We start from the raw sequence: 17,929 nt of genomic DNA, 5'->3' as shown, positions 1-17,929 counted from the left end.
GCGGCGTTTGCGCGATACATTCGGGTCAGGTTTTCCGGTCGTGGTGCTTTCATGGCGCGTATCAGTGAGTTGCATTATTCCAATGCCTATGCCGCGAATTCGGGCGTGTCCGAATTCCTGGAGGTGTCCCTTCGCCCCGGCGAAGACCCGGCGGATTTCACCGTGTCCTTCTATCAGGCGAACGGGCAGGTCGGGATCGAGATCCCACTCAACGATCCCTCCGTTCAGGTCACCGTCGACCCCGACAACAACGAGATCGTCTATGTCATCTCGGCCGATGATTTCCCGATCTTCCTGACCGATCCGGATGGCGGCGGCCCAACCAATTACGAATCCTATGCGCTGACCAACACCGCCACGGGTGAGGTGATAGATTTCTACGACATCGGTGGCGGCACGCAGAACATCGTCGCGGTCGATGGGCTGGCGGCCGGGGAAACCTCGGTCAACCTGCCGGTGCTGGTCGGGCCGAACCAGACCACGACGACCTTGCAGTTCAACCAGCCCGATCCCGACACGCTGACCTATGGCCCCTTGTCGCCCGGGGATACCGGGGCCGCCTGTTTTACAGCAGGTACCTTGGTGGATACCCCCGAGGGGCCGCGCCGGATCGAGACGCTGCAGCCCGGCGACACTGTCCTGACCGTCGATGACGGCCCCTGCCGAGTGCGCTGGATCGGCCGCCGCACGGTGCGCGGCGTGGGTCGTTTCGCGCCGGTGCGCATCCGCGCGGGTGTTCTGGGCGCCAAGACAGACATTCTGGTCTCGCCCCAGCACCGCATTCTGGTCGGCGGCTGGCAAGCCCAGCTTCTGTTCGGCGAGGATGAGGTTCTGGTTCCTGCCAAATCTCTGGTCAACGGCGACACCGTCACCGTGCAGCCCTGCGACATCGTCCGCTATGTCCATCTGTTCTTCGACCGGCACCAGCTGGTCACCACTTCGGGTCTTGTGTCCGAGAGCTTCTTTCCGGGGCAGGAGGCGCTCTCGGGGCTGGAGCAGGAGGCCGCGTGCGAACTGTTTGCGCTGTTCCCCGAACTGCAGACTCATCCGCAGGGCTATGGCCCCACGATCCGCCCGGTCCGGTGTGATCGACAGGCAGCGGTTCTGCGCGCGACCTGATCGCGCGGCCCGGCCCTCTTGCTTTCGCGCGCTGCTGTGATAGCAGGACAGCAACAGAATTCAGGGGACCGTCATGGACGATCTTAAGGCAAAATACCTGGGTCAGATCGCTGACGCAGGCGACGAAAGCACGCTGGAAGCGATCCGCGTGGCCGCGGTGGGCAAAAAGGGCGAAGTGGCGCTGAAGATGCGCGAACTGGGCAAGATGACGCCCGAGGAACGTCAGGTCGCCGGCCCCGCGCTGAACGCGCTGAAGGACGAGATCAATTCGGCGCTGGCCGCCAAAAAGGCCGCATTGGCCGATGCCGCGCTCGATGAACGTCTGCGGACCGAGTGGCTGGACGTGACCCTGCCCGCGCGGCCGCGCCGCCAGGGCTCGATCCACCCGGTCAGCCAGGCGACCGAGGAATTGACCGCGATCTTTGCCGAGCTGGGCTTTTCCGTCGCCGAAGGCCCCCGGATCGAGACCGACTGGTACAATTTCGACGCGCTGAACATCCCTGGCCACCACCCCGCGCGGGCCGAGATGGACACGTTCTACATGCACCGCGCGCCGGGCGACAATCGCCCGCCGCATGTGCTGCGCACCCATACTTCGCCGGTTCAGATCCGCTCGATGGAGAAGCAGGGCGCGCCGATCCGCGTGATCTGCCCGGGCGGTGTCTATCGCGCCGACTATGACCAGACCCACACGCCGATGTTCCACCAGGTCGAGGGTCTTGCCATCGACAAGGACATCTCGATGGCGAACCTGAAATGGGTTCTGGAAGAATTCGTCAAGGCGTTCTTCGAGGTCGACGACGTCGAACTGCGCTTCCGCGCCTCGCATTTCCCGTTCACCGAACCCTCGGCCGAGGTCGATATCCGCTGTTCCTGGGAAGGCGGCCAGCTGAAGATCGGCGAGGGCGACGACTGGATGGAGATTCTGGGCAGCGGCATGGTCCACCCCAAGGTGATCGCCGCCGGCGGGATCGACCCCGAGGTCTATCAGGGCTTTGCCTTCGGCATCGGCATCGATCGTCTGGCGATGCTGAAATACGGCATCCCGGATCTGCGGGCGTTCTTTGATTCCGACCTGCGTTGGCTGCGCCATTATGGGTTTGCGGCGCTGGACATGCCGACGCTGCATGGTGGTTTGTCGCGGTGATTTCCTCTGCTCCCACGACGATGGACTGGCTGCAATTGGCCGCTCCATTTGTTGCGGCGGCGTTCGGTTTGCTACTTTATGGCAGGCAGAAGACAATTGACCGAAAAGAGGCGCTCATAGAATCGCGACGTCGTGTCTACAAACATTTCCTTGATGCTGTGTTTGAACACGCAGAAAAGCGATCTGAAGAGAGCCGCTACGAATACGACAAGTCGAAAACAGGTTTAATTCTGGTAGCTTCGGACGAAGTCTTAGAAGAATTGGTGATGCTACAAGAATCAAGCGTTATGGATGACGTGGCTCTTGGAAAATGGGATGTCCATGAGCGCATATTGCCGGTCATCTCGGCAATGCGTGCAGATTGCTTCGAAATCACGGGCATTTCTGAAGACAAGCTCAGCTACTTAACGCCGATTGGAAAGCCAACACCCCTTCATTCAAGACTTGAAGGCCACTTTGCGCCTGAATGAAAATAGCTAAACAGAAACATGTGGGTATGAAGGCGCGGAGCAAAGGCCGATAGGCCGCCGCGCCATCGCCAGACCGCCCGCACGGGCTGGCGATTTGTCTCCGCGGGCACACCGTTTGAACGTCACGCGGATTTGGCCAACATAAACTGCCCACCACAGCCCAAGGATCGCCACCCCGCGGTCTGGCGATGGCGCGGCTTGGCGCAAAGCGCACAGGTTGGCCCATGCAAACCGCCCAAGGCTTGCACCTTGGTCCATTCTTTGCCATTGCCTGTGCCGACTGGATGTTTGCCAAAAAAGGCCGCGTGCAATGAAATTCACCCTCTCCTGGCTGAAAGACCACCTGGACACCGACGCCTCGGTTGATGAGATCGCCGAGGCGCTGACCGATCTCGGGCTCGAGGTCGAAGAGGTCATCAACCCGGCCGACAAGCTCAAGGATTTTACCTTGGGCTATGTGAAACATGCCGAGAAACACCCCGATGCCGACAAGCTGCGCGTTTGCAAGGTGGACACCGACGAGGGCGAGTTGCAGATCATCTGCGGCGCCCCCAACGCGCGCGAGGGTATCACCGTCGTGGTCTGCAAGCCGGGCACCTACATCCCCGGCCTCGATACCACCATCAGCGTCGGCAAGATCCGCGGCGTCGAAAGCTTTGGCATGATGGCGTCCGAGCGCGAGCTGGAACTGTCGGACGAACATGACGGCATCATCGAGCTGCCCTCGGGCGAGGTGGGCCAGCGGTTCGTCGACTGGCTGGCCGAGAATGATCCCGCCAAGATCGACCCGGTGATCGAGATCGCCATCACCCCCAACCGTCCCGATGCGCTGGGTGTTGCGGGCATCGCGCGCGATCTGGCGGCGCGGGGTCTGGGCACGCTGAAGCAGCGCGACTATGCCCCGGTGCCGGGGGATTTCGAAAGCCCGATCAAGGTGACGATCGACGACGACACGCTGGATGGCTGCCCGCATTTCACCGGCCGCCTGATCCGCGGCGTCAAGAACGGCCCCAGCCCGCAATGGCTGCAGGATCAGCTGAAGGCGATCGGCCTGCGTCCGATTTCGGCCTTGGTGGATATCACCAACTACATGACCTTCGACAGCAACCGCCCGCTGCACGTCTTTGACGCCGACAAGGTCAAAGGCAACCTGCGGGTGTACCGCGCCAAGGGCGGCGAGAAACTGGTGGCGCTGGATGAAAAGGAATACACGCTGCAGCCCGGCATGATGGTGATTTCCGACGACAACGGCCCGGAATCCATCGCCGGCATCATGGGCGGGCAAGAGACCGGCTGTACCGAAGACACGGTGAACGTGTTTTTGGAAAGCGCCTTCTGGGATCATGTCCAGATCGCGCTGGCGGGGCGCGCGCTCAAGATCAACTCGGACGCGCGGTACCGGTTCGAACGCGGGGTCGATCCGGCATACACGCTGGAAGGGTTGGAGCACGCGACCCAGATGATCCTGGACATCTGCGGCGGCGAGGTTTCGAAGGTCGTCGAGGCCGGCAAGGCGCCGGACCATTCGCGCGCCTATCGGCTGGATGCTGCGCGGGTGCAGTCGCTGGTGGGCATGGACATCCCCGAAAGCGAGCAGCGCCAGACCCTGACCCGGCTGGGTTTCCGTCTGGAAGGCGACATGGCCCATGTGCCCAGTTGGCGCCCCGACATCCAGGGCGAGGCCGATCTGGTCGAGGAGGTCGCCCGCATCGCCTCGCTGACCAAGCTGCAGGGCAAGCCGCTGCCGCGTGTCACGGATGGTATTCCCAAGCCGGTCATGACCCCGGCCCAGCGGCGTCAGTCGATGGCGCGGCGCAACTGCGCGGCGCTGGGGTACAATGAATGCGTCAGCTACACTTTCATCGATCAAGCCTCGGCCGCGCTGTTCGGTGGCGGCGATGACGCGACGATGCTGGAAAACCCGATCTCGTCCGAGATGAGCCACATGCGCCCCGACCTGCTGCCCGGCCTGTTGCAGGCCGCGGCGCGCAACCAGGCGCGCGGCTTTGCCGATCTAGCTCTGTTCGAGGTCGGCCCGGTCTTTCATGACGGGGAACCCGGCGAGCAACGCACCCAGATCGCAGGCCTTCTGGTCGGGCGGACCGGACAAAAGGATGTGCACGGCGCCGCCCGCGCGGTCGACGTGTTTGACGCCAAGGCCGATGCGGAGGCCGTGCTGGCCGCCATCGGTGCCCCCGCCAAAGTGCAGATCCTGCGCGATGGCGACGCCTGGTGGCATCCGGGCCGTCATGGCAAGATCTGCCTGGGCCCCAAAAAAATGCTGGGCGTGTTCGGCGAACTGCATCCGCGCGTGCTGCAGCAGTTGGACATCAAGGGCCCGGCCGTGGCCTTCACCATCTGGCCGGACGAGGTGCCGCTGCCGCGCAAATCCGGCACCACCCGCTCGGCGCTGGAACTGCGTGACCTGCAGGCGGTCGAGCGTGACTTTGCCTTTGTCGTCGATGCCGATGTCGAGGCGCTGACGCTGGTGAATGCCGCCGCCGGCGCCGACAAGGCGCTGATCGAAGAGGTGCGCGTGTTCGATGAGTTCATCGGCGACAGCCCGGGCGAGGGCAAGAAATCTCTGGCCATTACCGTCCGGCTTCAGCCGACCGACAGCACGCTGAAGGAAAAAGACATCGAGGCGGTGGCGGAAAAGATCATCGCCAAGGTCACCAAGGCCACCGGCGGCGTTCTGCGCGGTTGAAGCGGCTCTAACCCGAAGAGACACGCGCGCCGATGGTGCGCGTGTTTCAGTTTGCGAAGAAATCCGCCAGCAAGTCAAAGACCAGCCGGATGCGGCGGCTGGTATGCAGTTCGCGATGGGTGGTCAGCCAGATCGGGAACCGCAACGGCTCCATGTCGGGAAGGACGCGCTCCATTCCCGGTGTGGCATCGCCCACCAGCTCGGACATGGGCGCGATGCCAAAGCCCTGCCGGGCAAACTCCCACGAGACGATGCCGTTCTGCGACCCCAGGCGGAAGTTTTCTTCGGTCAGGCGCAGGCCGATCGGTTCGAAATAGGCGATCATCTGCGCGGTGTCGCCGAAACTGATGAACTCGTGCCGGGACAGGTCCGACAGGGACTTGGGGCGTCCAGCGCGGTTCAGGTAGGCGGTGGCGGCATAGAAATGCCCGTCAGCCTCCTGCACCAGTTTTGCGATCAGGTCGGGCTGGTCGGGGCGGACATGGCGGATGGCGATATCCGCCTCGCGCCGCATCAGATCGCGAATGTCGTTCGCGGCGATCACGTCGATCCGCAGTTTCGGAGCCTGCGCGCGGATCTCGCGCAGCAGATCCGGCAGGATATAGGCCGACATCACGTCGCTTGCGGTGATCCGCACCTGCCCCTCGATCGACTGCGCCTGACCGGACGCGGCCAGCGCAATGCGATCTGCGGCGGCGCCCATGGTCCGGGTGTGCTCCAACAGCTCGATCCCGGCGGTGGTGATCTGAAGTGACCGTCCGATCCGTTCGAACAGCATCACGCCCAGATCGGATTCAAGCGCGGCGATCTGGCGGCTGAGGGTCGGTTGTGTCTGGTCCAACCGTCGTGCCGCCGCCGAAAGCGAGCCGGTCTCGGCCGTGGCCAGAAAGGCGCGGATATGGTTCCAGTCGAATTTGCGCGGATCATCCATGCAAGAATGTATAAGGATTCTGCGAATTTCGGCAATTCACCTTTGAAACGCGTATCACTAGCTTGCGCTCAAAGGAGAGCCGACATGACCGCCACAGCCAAATTCTGGGACGGAATCGCCGAGAAATACGCGAAATCCCCGATCCGGGACATCGAGTCCTACGAGCACACGTTGCAACGCACGGTGTCCTATTTGAAGCCAACCGACCAGGTGCTGGAACTGGGCTGCGGAACCGGGCGCACCGCGCTGCGGCTGTCCGGCCATGCGGATACGATCACGGCGAGCGATGTCTCTCCGGGCATGTTGGCCGTGGGCCGCAGGTTGGCACAAGAGGAGCAGATCGAAAACGTCGTCTTTGTCGAGGCCGACGCGAACCGCCCCCCGAATTGGGCCTATGATGTGGTGATGGCGTTCAATCTGCTGCACCTGATCCGGGATCTGGAGGCGACGCTGGCCGGGGTTCATGAGGTGTTGAAACCCGGCGGTCTGTTCATTTCAAAAACGCCCTGTCTTGCCCAGGGTGGATTGGGGTTCAAGTTCGGCTTGCTCAAGCTGCTGCTGCCGATCATGCAGCTTTTGGGCAAGGCGCCATTCGTCAGTCAATTCGACATCAAGACGCTGGAAACCGCCATTGAAAACGCCGGGTTCGAGATTATCGAAAGCGGGAACTTCCCGGCAAAACCGCCCTCGCGCTATCTGGTGGCCCGCAAGCTGTGACGCCAGCGCCGCATCGGCAGGCAACTTCCGCATTGGGCTTTGCGGGTTTGGACAGTAAACAGGGCCAGAAGCAAAAGGCGGAGGCTGCAATGGGTTTGAATGTCTACCTGTCGGGCGAGATCCACACGGATTGGCGCGAACAGATCATCGAAGGCGCGCAAGGGCTGGACGTCACGTTCAACAGCCCGGTGACCGATCATGCGGCCAGCGACGATTGCGGGGTCGCCATTCTGGGGGCCGAGCCGAACAAGTACTGGCACGACCACAAAGGTGCGATGGTCAACGCGATCCGTACCCGCAAGGGGATCGCCGATGCCGACGTCGTCGTGGTGCGATTCGGGGACAAGTACAAGCAGTGGAATGCGGCCTTCGACGCGGGCTATGCCGCGGCCCTGGGCAAGTCGATCATCGTGCTGCACGGTCCCGAGCATCAGCATGCGCTGAAAGAGGTCGATACCGCCGCGTTGGCGGTGGCCGAGGAGCCCCGCCAGGTGGTCGAGATTCTGCGCTATGTGCTGACCGGGAAACTGCCCGGTTGATGGCACGGAATGCCGACGCCGCTTGCAAGGCGGCGACGGCGTGATCCCTTACCCGCGCGGAGGCGTGACCAGACCCTTTTGAACCGCAGGCCGGTCCAGGAACCGGTTCAGATAGGCGATGGTGTTGCGATGATCGTCCCAGCCGACCACCTCTTTGGCGCCGTAGAAATCAAGGCCGCGCAGCCACGGGGCCAAAGCGATATCGGCAATTGAGTACTCACCGGCGATCCAGTCCTGCCCGTGCAACTGGGTCTCGACGACATTCAGCAGCCGTTTGGCCTCGTTGATATACCGCTCGCGCGGGCGCGGGTCTTCGATCGCTCTGCCGGCGAACTTGTGGAAGTAACCCAGTTGCCCGAACATCGGGCCCACGCCGCCCATCTGAAACATCAGCCATTGCGTGATCCGATACTTGTCGGCCGTGTTCTGGCCGAGGAACTTGCCGGTTTTCTCGGCCAAGTACAGCAGGATCGCACCACTTTCGAACAGCGCCAAGGGCTGTCCGTCCGGGCCGTCAGGATCGATGATCGCCGGAATCTTGTTGTTTGGGTTCAGCGACAGAAACTCGGGGCTTTTGACGTCGGCGTCTGACAGGGTGACCTTGTGCGCCTCGTAGGGCAGGCCTGTTTCTTCGAGCATGATGGACACCTTCACGCCGTTCGGCGTCGGGAAGGAATAGAGTTGGATCCGCTCCGGCGAATGCGGGGGCCATTTGGTCATGATCGGGAAGGTGGCGGTGTCCAGCATGGCAAGCTCCTTGTTCGGGTACTATTGCAAGCTAGGCATTCGGGGGCGGATTGTTAGATGGCGGTCTGTGCAACCCCGGGCAGCGACTGTTTGCTGAAGCACAGCGGGGAAATCCGGGACATTTCAAACCTAGACCTGTGCGGTTTTATCGCCAATGTTGCGGAAACCCCGCGCAAAAGTCGCGGGTTTGTTGCTGTTGGAAAGGAGACGCCCGTGGATGAGGTCGTGACGCAGGTAGGGGCATTTGCCCCATTGATCATGAGCGCGGTCAAAGCCCTGATCGTTCTTGTTGTTGGCTGGATAGCCGCTGGCATGATCGCAGGGATCGTTCGCCGCCGAATTAATTCGACCCCGCAAATCGATCCGACTTTGGGGAATTTCGTTGCCAGCACCGTCAAATGGGTGATCCTGGCCATTGTCCTGGTTGCTGTGCTTGGCATCTTCGGAATCGAAGCGACGAGTATCGTTGCCATTCTGGGTGCCGCTTCGCTGGCCATCGGCCTTGCGCTGCAGGGCACGCTCAGCGATCTGGCCGCAGGTGTGATGCTGGTGGTTTTCCGGCCATACAAGCTGGGTCAGTTCGTGGATATCGGTGGGACAGCCGGCACGGTGAAGGACCTGAACCTGTTCACGACCGAACTGGTCACGCCCGATAACGTGCAGATCATCGTTCCCAACGGTCAGGCCTGGGGGTCGATCATCACCAACTACTCGGCCCACGACACGCGGCGTGTCGATCTGGTGTTCGGGATCGACTATGGCGACAGTGCGGATGCGGCCATGAAGATCATTTTGGATGTGGCCAAGGCGGACAAGCGCATACACTCGGACCCCGAGCCCTGGGTGCGTGTGACCAACTTGGGAGACAGCTCGGTAGATCTGACCGCGCGGTTGTGGTGCGCGGCTACCGACTATTGGGACGTCAAATTTGATCTGACCAAGGCCGTCAAGGAAGCGTTTGACAGCAAGGGCATTTCGATTCCCTACCCGCACTCGGTGGAAATCCACAAAGAGAGCTGAATGCTCCCGCCCGTCCGTCGGGCATTGGAAATGCCCTTCTCCGGATGGGCCAAGCGCCGCGCAGATGCGCGGCGCTGTTGCGTTTCGATCAGGCTTTGACGACCATTGCGGGCGAAACCACGTCGATCCCCAGTGCCTTGCCTACGGCATAGTATGTCAACTGGCCGGCGTGCACGTTGAGGCCCGCCAGAAGGTGGGGATCGTCCTGGCACGCCTGCTTCCAGCCCTTGTCGGCCAGCGCCAGCATGAACGGCATTGTTGCGTTCCCCAGCGCGATGGTCGAGGTCCGTGCCACCGCACCCGGCATATTGGCCACGCAGTAGTGCATGATGCCATCCACCTCATAGATCGGATCCGCGTGGGTCGTTGCCTTGGAGGTTTCGAAGCAGCCGCCCTGGTCGATGGCAACGTCGACAAGCACGGCGCCCGGCTTCATGGTCGACAATTGCTCGCGGGTGATCAGTTTCGGGGCGGCCGCGCCCGGGATCAGAACGGCCCCGATCACCATATCCGCCGACTGGATCAGCTCGGCCGTAGCACCGGCGGTCGAGTACTGGTTATTGAACCGGCCACCGAAGACGTCGTCCAGATAACGAAGGCGCGGCAGCGAACGGTCCAGAACGGTCACATCAGCGCCCATGCCCGCCGCCACCTGAGCCGCATGCGTGCCGACGACGCCGCCACCGATCACGACAACCTTGGCCGGGCCCACACCGGGGACGCCGCCCATCAGAACGCCGCGCCCGCCATTGGCTTTTTGCAGGGTCCACGAACCCACTTGCGGGGCCAGACGCCCTGCGACTTCGGACATCGGGGCAAGCAGCGGCAGACCACCGTTGGAATCAGTTACCGTTTCATAGGCGATCGCCGTGCAGCCCGAGGCCAGCAGATCGTGGGTTTGCTCAGGGTCGGGCGCAAGGTGCAGGTAGGTGAACAGCAGCTGGCCTTCGCGCAGCATCTTGCGCTCGACCGCTTGCGGTTCCTTGACCTTGACGATCATGTCGGCGGTCGCGAACACCTCTTCCGCGGTGTCCACGATGCGCGCGCCTGCGGCGACATAGGCGTCGTTGTCAAATCCTGAACCCAGCCCGGCGCCGGTTTCGATGATGACCTCGTGACCACGGGCAACCGCTTCCTGCGCGGCGTTGGGGGTCATGCCGACGCGGAATTCCTGCGGTTTGATTTCCTTTGGGCATCCGATTTTCATGGGGCTCTCCATTCATAAACTGCACAAATTATGTGCAGAAAGCGGTGCAATTTCTGTGAAACTCGGTGCGCAACTGCGCTAATATGTGGGAAATTTTTCGATGAAATGAGAAAATCTTGCAACGGATGTGCGTGAATGTCACTTGATGCGACTGACCGAAAGATTCTGGCGGCCCTTCAGCGCAAGGGGCGCATGTCGAACGCGGAACTGTCCGAGCAGGTCAACCTGTCACCGTCGGCCTGCCATCGCCGGGTCCAGCGGCTTGAGGCGGAAGGCTATATCCGGGACTATGTCGCGCTGCTGAATGCGCGCAAACTGGGGGTGCCGACAACCGTATTTGTCGAGATCACCTTGCAGGGTCAGGCCGAGGAGGTGCTGGAGGCTTTCGAGCGGGCAGTCCGGCGCATTCCGGACGTTCTGGAGTGCCACCTGATGGCCGGGTCGGCCGATTATGTCCTGAAGGTGGTTGCCGAAAACACCGAGGATTTTGCGCGCATCCACCGCCAGTATCTGTCGCGCCTGCCCGGAGTTGCGCAAATGCAAAGCTCGTTCGCCCTGCGGACCGTTTTCAAGACGACCGCACTGCCGGTCTGATCCTGGTGCGGCAGTCTTGCCGATGCGGTTGTATCTGCCGTTGAGCCGGTTCAATATTGGCCTTCGGGGCGGGAAAAAGGTCGGCATGACATTGGCCGGTTACACGTACCCGATATGGTCCGAGACTGTTGAAAGATAAGGAGCAGGCCCTTGGCTGAAGACTATGAGAACACAGTCGACGATTGGCTGGAAGCCGAGTTGCAGGACACACTGGACGAGGATTTTGAGATCGAGTTCAGTGAACCCATGCTGTCGATGGAGGTCCGCAAGATCTATCGCGAACAGCATCCTGAAATGCTGGATCGCAAGGTCTATTTCCGCAACCTGTTGCGCCTGCAGGCCGAACTGATCAAGGTTCAGGACTGGGTGCAGCATACCGGAGCCAAGGTTTGCATCCTGTTCGAAGGGCGCGACAGCGCTGGAAAGGGCGGGGTAATCAAGCGGATCACCCAACGGCTGGACCCGCGGGTTGCACGTGTCGTTGCTTTGCCGGCCCCCAGCCGGCGCGAGCAGAGCCAGTGGTATTTTCAACGCTATGTGCCGCATTTGCCGGCGGCGGGTGAGATCGTTCTGTTCGACCGGTCGTGGTACAACCGGGCGGGCGTTGAACGGGTGATGGGCTTCGCCACCGAGGCCCAGGTCGAGCAGTTCTTTCAGGACGTTCCCGAATTCGAGCGCATGTTGGTTCGGTCGGGGATCATCTTGCTGAAATACTGGTTCTCGATCACGGACGAAGAACAGCAACTGCGCTTTCTGATGCGAATCCACGATCCGATGAAGCAGTGGAAACTGTCACCGATGGACCTGGAATCGCGGATCCGCTGGGAAGACTATACCAAGGCCAAGGAAGACATGCTGTTCCGAACCAACATTCCCGAGGCCCCTTGGTACATTGTCGAAGGCAACGACAAAAAGCGGGAAAGGTTGAACTGCATGGAGCATATTCTGACCAAGATTCCGTACGAAGAGGTGCCCCACGAAAAGGTCACTCTGCCGGATCGGAAATACAATCCCGAGTATGAACGGCGGGTTCTGCCGGACGAATTGTACGTGCCCAAGATCTACTGAAACGACAAACCCCCGGGCGATGCCTCGGGGGTCGTCAAATAGTGTCATCCAAAGCTGGACGAGGAAGATCTTAGAGCAGACCTTCGCGCTGGGCTTTCTTGCGTGCCAGTTTACGGGCACGGCGGATCGCTTCAGCTTTCTCGCGCGCTTTTTTCTCGGACGGTTTCTCGAAATGTTGCTTCAGCTTCATTTCACGGAACACGCCTTCGCGCTGCAGCTTTTTCTTCAGGGCACGAAGCGCCTGATCGACATTGTTGTCGCGAACACTAACCTGCATGTGGTTGTCACCACCTTTCTAGATAGAGTTGCAAGGAAATTGCAGGAGTTGGCCGTATAGCAAAGCGGACCTAACTTGTCTAGTACTGGGCACAACAGTCGGAGGACCGCCATGACCGTGACCTATGAAGATGCAAAACAGCAATTGCTGGACGCAATTCTGACCCATGTTCCTTTTGATGGTTGGTCCGAAGAGAGCTTTCGCGCGGCCATTGCCGACTGCGATCTGGACGAAGGTCTGGCCCGTGTCATCTGCCCGCGGGGCGCCGTGGATCTGGCGCTCGCATTTCACGCCCGCGGGGACGCCGAGATGCTTGAACGGCTGAACTCCGAGGACCTGAGCGATCTGAAGTTCCGCGACAGGATTGCCGCCGCAGTGCGCTTCCGCCTGCAGGCTGTCCCCGACAGGGAGGCGGTGCGCCGAGGCGTGACTTTGTTTTCGTTGCCGTCATATGCAGCAGATGGCGCCAAAGCGGTCTGGGGCACCTGTGACCTGATCTGGGATGCGCTGGGCGACACTTCGGATGATGTCAATTGGTACACCAAACGCGCGACGCTGTCGGGTGTGTATTCTTCGACCCTGTTGTTCTGGTTGGGCGATGACAGCCCGGACCACCAGCGGACATGGGAATTCCTGGATCGCCGCATTGCGGATGTGATGCAGTTCGAGAAGCTCAAGGCGCAGGTGAACAACAATCCGCTGTTCAAACCGTTCCTTGCGGTTCCCAACTGGCTGGCAAGTCAGGTTCGGGCGCCAGTCAGGATGCGGGCCGATCTGCCGGGTCTTCTGAACCCGCGCAAGTAACCGCCTCTTGCTGCTGGGCCTTTCCCGATTCGCCTGATACCCATTGCGCAAAGGAGTTTTGCCAATGCCCCAGATGATGCGCGCCATTGAGATCACCACGCCCGGAGGTCCGGACGTTCTCAAGCTGACGGAACGCCCCATGCCCGAGCCGGGTCATGGTCAGGTGGTTTTGAAAGTGGCCTATGCCGGCGTCAATCGCCCAGACGCTCTGCAGCGGGCCGGGGCCTATGATCCGCCGCCGGGGGCCAGCGACCTTCCCGGGCTCGAGGCTTCGGGCGAGGTGGTGGCCATCGGGTCCGGCGTCTCGGGGTTGGCATTGGGGGATCAAGTCTGTGCGTTGTTGCCTGGCGGCGGGTATGCAGAATACGTGGTAACACCGGCGGCACATTGCCTGCCTGTGCCCTCGGGCCTGAGCCTGAAACAGGCCGCATGCCTGCCCGAAACCTTCTTTACGGTCTGGTCAAACGTGTTCACTCGTGGCGGGCTGAAGGCTGGCGAACGGTTCCTTGTACATGGGGGATCGAGCGGGATTGGTACCACGGCCATTCAACTGGCCAACGCTTTCGGAGCCCGGGTCTTCGTGACGGCTGGTTCGGACGAGAAATGCCAGGCCTGTCTGGACCTGGGGGCCGAGAGGGCGATCAACTACAAGTCCGAGGATTTTGTTGCTGCCATGCGGGCCGAAGGTGGGGCGGATCTGATTCTCGACATGGTTGGCGGCGATTACATCCCTCGCAACGTCAAGGCGTTGGCCGAAGATGGCAGGCTGGTTCAGATCGCGTTTCTGCAAGGACCCGTCGTCGAGTTGAACTTTGCTATGTTGATGGTCAAACGCCTGACCCTGACCGGCAGCACACTGCGGCCACAGAGCGATCTGGCCAAAGCACGCATTGCGCAGGATCTGCATGAGGCGGTCTGGCCGCTGCTTGAGGCTGGCAAAGTTGCCCCGGTCATGGACAGCGAATTTGATCTGGCCGATGCCGCTGCTGCGCATGCCCGCATGGAAAGCTCCGGCCACATTGGCAAGATCGTCTTGAAAGTATCAGGCTAGGCCTATCAGCGCGGGGGGGTGCCCCGCGCTTTGCTCAGGCGATGGCGCGTCTATAGAGGTGCCATGTCGCGTGCCCCAAGACAGGCATTGCGACGATCAGGCCCAAAAGCAGCGGGATCGCACCAAGAACCAGCAGCGCGGCGACGATGAAGCCCCAGGTCAGGATCACGGTCGGATTGTGCCGCAGGACCCGGACCGAGGTGACAACGGCCACAGGCAGGCCGACCTTGCGGTCAAGCAGCAACGGGAAGCTGACAACGCTGACGGCCAAGGCCACCAGAGCAAACAGGAATCCAACCGCCGATCCGACGATGATCATGGTCCAGCCGGGGCCGGTGGTCAGAGCCTGTGTCAGAAATTGGCCCAGCGTCTCTGGCGGCTGCGGACCCAGTGTTTCGACATAGATGCCGTGTGCCACCATCAGCCAGACCAGCAACAGCATGACAAGGTAAAATGCCAGTGCCAGTATGGCGCCGAACGAGGGGGATCGGAAAACACCCAGCGCGTCCAGCCAGTGAACCTCGTGCCCCTGTTCCCGCCTGCGGCTGATCTCGTACAAGCCCAGTGCAGCGACCGGACCGATCAGCGCAAACCCGGCCACCAGAGGAGCCAGAAGCGGCACCATGTTGGCTTGCATGGCGAATCCGAACATCAAAAGCCCCGCGATCGGGTAGATCAGAACAATGAAAATGGCATCGGCCCTTATCGCCAGAAAGTCCTCGTATCCGGCGCGCAGGCACTCTCGCAAGTCTTGCAGCGTCAGCGTTTGTACCGTCGGCAGATGCTGGGTGTCAGCGCTGCCGATGCCCGTTACGTTTTCAGCGATGTGATCGCTGGTCGCGCCGAGTTGTTGCGCGGTCCAACTGATCGGGTTTCCGATTGTCTTTGCCATTGTCATCCCTTTCCTTGGCACAGGTGCGCCGCAGGATGCATCCGGCGAAAAGTTGCCCGTGGCCGGATGACCCGGCAACGCCTGACCCTAGTGTACCACAGTTTTTTCCAATCCTGGTTCACCCTTGCGAGATCGCCGGATTGCCCTGCGGCGCCGAAGTGATAGCTTGGATCCAGGCAAAAGGAGGTCAGCATGCAGAAAACGGCGCGTACCGTAGTCATTCACGAAACCGGCGGCCCCGAGGTGCTGAAGATCGAGGATAGACCGTTGGGTGACCCGGGACCGGGTGAAGTTCGGATCCGCCATCACGCCTGCGGTCTGAATTTTATTGATGTCTACCAGCGGACCGGTCTGTATCCGATGGAACTGCCGCACGCGCTGGGAATGGAAGCCGCCGGGGTGATCGAGGCGGTCGGCGAAGGCGTGACGCATCTGAAACCGGGCCAGCGGGCGGCCTATGCCGCGGTGCCGGCCGGTGCCTATTGCGAAGCGCGGGTGATGCCCGCGTCGCAGGTGTGCCCCTTGCCCGGCGGAATCTCATTCGAGACCGCGGCGGCCATGATGCTCAAGGGCTTGACGGTTGAATACTTGTTTCACCGCACCACGCCGCTGAAACGTGGTGACACGGTTCTGTTCCATGCCGCCGCAGGGGGTGTCGGCCTGATCGCGTGCCAGTGGGCCAAATCCGAAGGCATCAAGCTGATCGGCACGGCCGGGACCGATGACAAGTGCCGTCTGGCCCAGTTCAACGGCGCCACACACTGCATCAACTACCGGACCGAGGATTTTGCGTCCCGCGTGGCCGAGATTACCGGCGGAAAAGGGGTCGATGCGGTCATGGACTCTGTCGGTGCCGATACGTTCGAAGGCTCGCTGGACTGCCTCAAGCCATTGGGGATGATGATTTCCTTCGGCAATGCGTCTGGACCCGTGCCACCATTCAACATCGGCATTCTTGGGCAGAAAGGGTCGTTGAAGATCACCCGGCCGACGCTGTTCACCCATATCGCGGACCATTCCGTGTGTCAGGCCATGGCCCGGCGGCTGTTCGGCAAGGTGGCGGGCGCCGAGGTCAAGATTCACATCGATCAACGCTTCGAACTGGATCAGGTTGCCGAGGCGCACCGCGCATTGGAGGCGCGGCAGACAACCGGAAGCACGATCCTTGTGCCATGAAAAAGGCCCGGCACGCTGTGCCGGGCCCGTTCGGTTCTGCGCAAGGGATCAGAAGCGGTATGCCGCCCGGATCTGGAACGTGGTTGCATCCACGTCAACACCGGTCGAGTTGAAATTGTCGAACTCGTGGTACAGCAGCTCGCCCGCGATGCTGACATTCGGCGCGACGATCTGTTCATAGCCGGCGCCGATGAACCATCCATCGTCGCTGCCCAGCGTGTCGGTTCCCGCATCCGCGTAACCGGCGACACCATACAGCAGCCCCTGCGGGTTGACCTTGTAGCCGGCGCGGGCTTTCAGCCGCCAGACGTCTTCGACCGTTGCGGCACCCGAAAGGTCGACATCAGACCAGTCATAGTCAAAGCCGCCGCCCACGACCCAGTCGCCCAGATCATAGTCGTAACCAAGGATCAGACCGCCGATGGCGCCGTCTCCGTCAACACCGGACAGGCTGGTGCCGATATCCGCGTAGCCGACCTGCGCACCTGCATAGAACCCGGTCCAGTCGCCCGAGGACTGCGCCATGGCGGTGCCGGCTGCAAAAGTTGCAACGGTGGTCAAAAGTGCCAGTTTGCTCGTCATCTTGCTATCCTTTCGTTGGAAGTTATCTGCCTCGGCCTTTGGTTGGCCTGAAGGTTTGTATTGATCATTACGTTCCGGTCGGTGGACCGGATCATTGGTTTTTCGCTGTTATTCCGACCCGGATTTCCGCAAGGTCGGCGCATCGCCGCCCTTTTGGAGTGTTGTTCTGATCAGATAGGTTCGGGGTGGTGGGGCTTCAAATCACGATCGGCGGCAGAAGCATTCTGCCGCCGATCCTTGCCGCCAATTCAGCAGATTATTGCTGCAGTTCGGCCGGATCCTTGTCGGCGATCGTTTCCCAGTTGACGCTGGCTTTTTCGATGAAGCCGGGGATGTCGCCTTCCCAACGTTCCTGGATGTCTTCCGACAGGTTCAGGTACAGCTTGTTGTCCACGATCTTCCAGTAGGTCGGATCGCCGTCAAACTTGAACCCCATGGCCGCCCCGAAAGCGCAGTAGCCGCCATAGGCCGGCAGGTAGGCCTCGGGATTGGCTTCGAACGCGGCCTTGTTCTCTTCGGTGGCAAAACGGTACAGCGCATCGTTGTGCAACGCTGTGATCTTATAGCTGCCTTTGGTCGGCTCGCCTTCGGTGAAATACGCTACCGGGTCGTAACCCTGCATCGCCAAACCGGTCGACGAGGCGTTGATTTCCACACCGGCCGCCAGGGCCGAGCTTGCGATTGCCACAGACAGCGCAACGCCGCCCAACAGGGATTTGATCTTGTTCATGGTTCCACCTTTCGTGATCGGGCTGCCCGGCATGTCCAAGCGCGGGCGTTTCAGCACCGAAATTGCGTTTCGTGCACCCGGTAATTGAGCGTCACGAAAACTCAGGTGGGAAAGGCGGCGATCACGTTCAAAGCAATCAAACGTGAATGTG

The 17,929-nt window shown here is 61.1% G+C and carries 19 protein-coding genes; 12 read left to right on the top strand and 7 right to left on the bottom strand.

Features of this window, described 5'->3' with window-relative positions; genetic code table 11:
- Nucleotides 1–51: 51 nt before the first annotated feature.
- From ACR0BA_RS13765 to pheT, 4 genes are all read left to right on the top strand, one after another.
- Nucleotides 52–1,119 carry a Hint domain-containing protein gene (locus ACR0BA_RS13765; RefSeq protein ID WP_480728440.1) on the top strand — a complete coding sequence of 356 codons (1,068 nt, stop codon included), beginning with the start codon at nucleotides 52–54 and terminating at the stop codon, nucleotides 1,117–1,119.
- Nucleotides 1,120–1,192: 73 nt separating this feature from the next.
- Nucleotides 1,193–2,266: a phenylalanine--tRNA ligase subunit alpha gene (pheS, locus tag ACR0BA_RS13760; protein WP_005979122.1), complete on the top strand. Its 1,074-nt coding sequence runs from the start codon at nucleotides 1,193–1,195 to the stop codon at nucleotides 2,264–2,266.
- Nucleotides 2,267–2,286: 20 nt separating this feature from the next.
- On the top strand, nucleotides 2,287–2,736 hold the full coding sequence (locus ACR0BA_RS13755; RefSeq protein ID WP_480728438.1) for a hypothetical protein: 450 nt from the start codon (nucleotides 2,287–2,289) through the stop codon (nucleotides 2,734–2,736).
- A 310-nt stretch (nucleotides 2,737–3,046) separates the two neighbouring features.
- Entirely contained in the window at nucleotides 3,047–5,443 is a 2,397-nt protein-coding gene (pheT, locus tag ACR0BA_RS13750; protein WP_480728437.1) for a phenylalanine--tRNA ligase subunit beta, read from the top strand.
- 46 nt (nucleotides 5,444–5,489) lie between these two features.
- Here pheT and ACR0BA_RS13745 read toward each other — a convergent pair whose 3' ends face one another.
- Entirely contained in the window at nucleotides 5,490–6,374 is an 885-nt protein-coding gene (locus ACR0BA_RS13745; protein ID WP_480728436.1) for a LysR family transcriptional regulator, read from the bottom strand.
- Between the two features lie 84 nt (nucleotides 6,375–6,458).
- Between ACR0BA_RS13745 and ACR0BA_RS13740 the strand changes: the two genes are divergently transcribed.
- Together ACR0BA_RS13740 and ACR0BA_RS13735 are read left to right on the top strand one after the other, a co-directional pair.
- A complete protein-coding gene (locus ACR0BA_RS13740; RefSeq protein ID WP_480728434.1) occupies nucleotides 6,459–7,091 on the top strand; it encodes a class I SAM-dependent methyltransferase in 633 nt (210 codons plus the stop codon).
- An 89-nt stretch (nucleotides 7,092–7,180) separates the two neighbouring features.
- On the top strand, nucleotides 7,181–7,630 hold the full coding sequence (locus ACR0BA_RS13735) for a YtoQ family protein (protein WP_093963775.1): 450 nt from the start codon (nucleotides 7,181–7,183) through the stop codon (nucleotides 7,628–7,630).
- A 48-nt stretch (nucleotides 7,631–7,678) separates the two neighbouring features.
- Here the strand turns inward: ACR0BA_RS13735 and ACR0BA_RS13730 are convergent, their stop codons facing one another.
- On the bottom strand, nucleotides 7,679–8,377 hold the full coding sequence (locus ACR0BA_RS13730) for a glutathione S-transferase family protein (RefSeq protein ID WP_480728433.1): 699 nt from the start codon (nucleotides 8,375–8,377) through the stop codon (nucleotides 7,679–7,681).
- 213 nt (nucleotides 8,378–8,590) lie between these two features.
- Between ACR0BA_RS13730 and ACR0BA_RS13725 the strand changes: the two genes are divergently transcribed.
- A complete protein-coding gene (locus ACR0BA_RS13725) occupies nucleotides 8,591–9,397 on the top strand; it encodes a mechanosensitive ion channel family protein (RefSeq protein ID WP_480728431.1) in 807 nt (268 codons plus the stop codon).
- Between the two features lie 88 nt (nucleotides 9,398–9,485).
- On the opposite strand, the gene ald is transcribed toward ACR0BA_RS13725, so the two are convergent.
- Nucleotides 9,486–10,604, bottom strand: a complete 1,119-nt coding sequence (ald, locus tag ACR0BA_RS13720) for an alanine dehydrogenase (RefSeq protein WP_480728430.1) — start codon at nucleotides 10,602–10,604, stop codon at nucleotides 9,486–9,488.
- 135 nt (nucleotides 10,605–10,739) lie between these two features.
- On the opposite strand from ald, the gene ACR0BA_RS13715 reads away from it, so the two are divergent.
- Together ACR0BA_RS13715 and ppk2 are read left to right on the top strand one after the other, a co-directional pair.
- Entirely contained in the window at nucleotides 10,740–11,198 is a 459-nt protein-coding gene (locus tag ACR0BA_RS13715) for an Lrp/AsnC family transcriptional regulator (protein WP_093963556.1), read from the top strand.
- Between the two features lie 150 nt (nucleotides 11,199–11,348).
- Nucleotides 11,349–12,266 (top strand): polyphosphate kinase 2, encoded by a 918-nt coding sequence (gene ppk2, locus ACR0BA_RS13710; RefSeq protein WP_170360005.1) that lies wholly within the window; start codon nucleotides 11,349–11,351, stop codon nucleotides 12,264–12,266.
- A 70-nt stretch (nucleotides 12,267–12,336) separates the two neighbouring features.
- Here ppk2 and rpsU read toward each other — a convergent pair whose 3' ends face one another.
- Nucleotides 12,337–12,543 carry a 30S ribosomal protein S21 gene (rpsU, locus tag ACR0BA_RS13705; RefSeq protein ID WP_005614280.1) on the bottom strand — a complete coding sequence of 69 codons (207 nt, stop codon included), beginning with the start codon at nucleotides 12,541–12,543 and terminating at the stop codon, nucleotides 12,337–12,339.
- A gap of 111 nt (nucleotides 12,544–12,654) precedes the next feature.
- Between rpsU and ACR0BA_RS13700 the strand changes: the two genes are divergently transcribed.
- Together ACR0BA_RS13700 and ACR0BA_RS13695 are read left to right on the top strand one after the other, a co-directional pair.
- A complete protein-coding gene (locus tag ACR0BA_RS13700) occupies nucleotides 12,655–13,347 on the top strand; it encodes a COQ9 family protein (RefSeq protein ID WP_170391776.1) in 693 nt (230 codons plus the stop codon).
- 64 nt (nucleotides 13,348–13,411) lie between these two features.
- Nucleotides 13,412–14,398: an NAD(P)H-quinone oxidoreductase gene (locus ACR0BA_RS13695; RefSeq protein WP_480728427.1), complete on the top strand. Its 987-nt coding sequence runs from the start codon at nucleotides 13,412–13,414 to the stop codon at nucleotides 14,396–14,398.
- 34 nt (nucleotides 14,399–14,432) lie between these two features.
- Here the strand turns inward: ACR0BA_RS13695 and ACR0BA_RS13690 are convergent, their stop codons facing one another.
- On the bottom strand, nucleotides 14,433–15,290 hold the full coding sequence (locus ACR0BA_RS13690) for a DUF2189 domain-containing protein (RefSeq protein WP_170452185.1): 858 nt from the start codon (nucleotides 15,288–15,290) through the stop codon (nucleotides 14,433–14,435).
- Between the two features lie 192 nt (nucleotides 15,291–15,482).
- On the opposite strand from ACR0BA_RS13690, the gene ACR0BA_RS13685 reads away from it, so the two are divergent.
- Entirely contained in the window at nucleotides 15,483–16,466 is a 984-nt protein-coding gene (locus ACR0BA_RS13685) for a quinone oxidoreductase family protein (RefSeq protein ID WP_093963552.1), read from the top strand.
- A gap of 48 nt (nucleotides 16,467–16,514) precedes the next feature.
- On the opposite strand, the gene ACR0BA_RS13680 is transcribed toward ACR0BA_RS13685, so the two are convergent.
- Both ACR0BA_RS13680 and ACR0BA_RS13675 read right to left on the bottom strand, forming a co-directional pair.
- Nucleotides 16,515–17,048, bottom strand: a complete 534-nt coding sequence (locus ACR0BA_RS13680) for an outer membrane protein (protein ID WP_093963551.1) — start codon at nucleotides 17,046–17,048, stop codon at nucleotides 16,515–16,517.
- A 256-nt stretch (nucleotides 17,049–17,304) separates the two neighbouring features.
- Nucleotides 17,305–17,778 (bottom strand): YHS domain-containing (seleno)protein, encoded by a 474-nt coding sequence (locus tag ACR0BA_RS13675; protein WP_170452187.1) that lies wholly within the window; start codon nucleotides 17,776–17,778, stop codon nucleotides 17,305–17,307.
- Between the last annotated feature and the right edge of the window lie 151 nt (nucleotides 17,779–17,929).

This window comes from Ruegeria sp. CI5, assembly GCF_056536885.1.
Note: the sequence above shows the minus strand (reverse complement) of the source record. Positions and strands in the feature narration are given on the sequence as shown.

Bases quoted from the DNA above. Each gene is read 5' to 3' on its own strand.
- ACR0BA_RS13690 (WP_170452185.1), bottom strand. From the start codon at position 15,290: ATGGCAAAGACAATCGGAAACCCGATCAGTTGGACCGCGCAACAACTC.
- ald (WP_480728430.1), bottom strand. From the start codon at position 10,604: ATGAAAATCGGATGCCCAAAGGAAATCAAACCGCAGGAATTCCGCGTC.
- pheT (WP_480728437.1), top strand. From the start codon at position 3,047: ATGAAATTCACCCTCTCCTGGCTGAAAGACCACCTGGACACCGACGCC.
- ACR0BA_RS13765 (WP_480728440.1), top strand. From the start codon at position 52: ATGGCGCGTATCAGTGAGTTGCATTATTCCAATGCCTATGCCGCGAAT.
- ACR0BA_RS13745 (WP_480728436.1), bottom strand. From the start codon at position 6,374: ATGGATGATCCGCGCAAATTCGACTGGAACCATATCCGCGCCTTTCTG.
- ACR0BA_RS13685 (WP_093963552.1), top strand. From the start codon at position 15,483: ATGCAGAAAACGGCGCGTACCGTAGTCATTCACGAAACCGGCGGCCCC.
- ACR0BA_RS13735 (WP_093963775.1), top strand. From the start codon at position 7,181: ATGGGTTTGAATGTCTACCTGTCGGGCGAGATCCACACGGATTGGCGC.
- pheS (WP_005979122.1), top strand. From the start codon at position 1,193: ATGGACGATCTTAAGGCAAAATACCTGGGTCAGATCGCTGACGCAGGC.
- ACR0BA_RS13715 (WP_093963556.1), top strand. From the start codon at position 10,740: ATGTCACTTGATGCGACTGACCGAAAGATTCTGGCGGCCCTTCAGCGC.
- ACR0BA_RS13700 (WP_170391776.1), top strand. From the start codon at position 12,655: ATGACCGTGACCTATGAAGATGCAAAACAGCAATTGCTGGACGCAATT.
- ACR0BA_RS13730 (WP_480728433.1), bottom strand. From the start codon at position 8,377: ATGCTGGACACCGCCACCTTCCCGATCATGACCAAATGGCCCCCGCAT.
- ACR0BA_RS13755 (WP_480728438.1), top strand. From the start codon at position 2,287: ATGGACTGGCTGCAATTGGCCGCTCCATTTGTTGCGGCGGCGTTCGGT.
- ACR0BA_RS13675 (WP_170452187.1), bottom strand. From the start codon at position 17,778: ATGAACAAGATCAAATCCCTGTTGGGCGGCGTTGCGCTGTCTGTGGCA.
- ACR0BA_RS13680 (WP_093963551.1), bottom strand. From the start codon at position 17,048: ATGACGAGCAAACTGGCACTTTTGACCACCGTTGCAACTTTTGCAGCC.
- rpsU (WP_005614280.1), bottom strand. From the start codon at position 12,543: ATGCAGGTTAGTGTTCGCGACAACAATGTCGATCAGGCGCTTCGTGCC.
- ACR0BA_RS13740 (WP_480728434.1), top strand. From the start codon at position 6,459: ATGACCGCCACAGCCAAATTCTGGGACGGAATCGCCGAGAAATACGCG.
- ACR0BA_RS13695 (WP_480728427.1), top strand. From the start codon at position 13,412: ATGCCCCAGATGATGCGCGCCATTGAGATCACCACGCCCGGAGGTCCG.